This is a genomic window from Vibrio sp. ZF57 (genome assembly GCF_001691235.1).
In the GTDB taxonomy this organism is placed as follows: Bacteria; Pseudomonadota; Gammaproteobacteria; order Enterobacterales; family Vibrionaceae; genus Vibrio; species Vibrio crassostreae_C.
On record NZ_MAKD01000054.1, the window covers coordinates 1 to 623 of the forward strand.

Sequence of the window (623 nt, forward strand, 5' to 3'; positions counted from 1 at the left end):
CACAATAATTCATCAATCTTAATTAGATCACATTTTTACTTTAATTGGTATTAGATTCAGAAAGCAAAAAGGCTCTAGCATTTCTGCTAGAGCCTTAAATATGGCAGGGGTGGAGAGATTCGAACTCCCAACACGCGGATTTGGAATCCGCTGCTCTGCCAATTGGAGCTACACCCCTAAAACTTTCATTACTTCAGATTCGAAAAAACCTCGCACTAGGCGAGGTTATCGAATAAGTGGCGGAGTGGACGGGACTCGAACCCGCGACCCCCGGCGTGACAGGCCGGTATTCTAACCAACTGAACTACCACTCCGCAGTGGTCAACTCACTAAGTGAGCGTCCATATCTCCAGGTCGGTCAACCTAAAGATTTAATTTAAAGCCTGGCGATGTCCTACTCTCACATGGGGAAGCCCCACACTACCATCGGCGCTATTGTGTTTCACTTCTGAGTTCGGCATGGAATCAGGTGGGTCCACAATGCTATGGTCGCCAAGCAAATTTTAAAATTCGGAAAGCTTATCTAAAAGTATTTCTCTTCAAACTCATTCAAGCGTTTGGTATTTCTATTGAGTCCACAAAACCCCTTGGGTGTTGTATGGTTAAGCCTCACGGGCAATTAG

The 623-nt window shown here is 45.3% G+C and carries 2 tRNA genes and 1 rRNA gene; all 3 read right to left on the minus strand.

Annotated features, from left to right (window positions below):
* Positions 1-101: 101 nt before the first annotated feature.
* The 3 genes from A6D97_RS05690 to rrf all read right to left on the minus strand — a co-directional run bounded on the left by A6D97_RS05690 (position 102) and on the right by rrf (position 497).
* Positions 102-178 (minus strand) — tRNA-Trp (locus A6D97_RS05690).
* Positions 179-237: 59 nt separating this feature from the next.
* Positions 238-314, minus strand: a tRNA-Asp gene (locus A6D97_RS05695).
* Positions 315-381: 67 nt separating this feature from the next.
* Positions 382-497, minus strand: a 5S ribosomal RNA gene (rrf, locus tag A6D97_RS05700).
* Between the last annotated feature and the right edge of the window lie 126 nt (positions 498-623).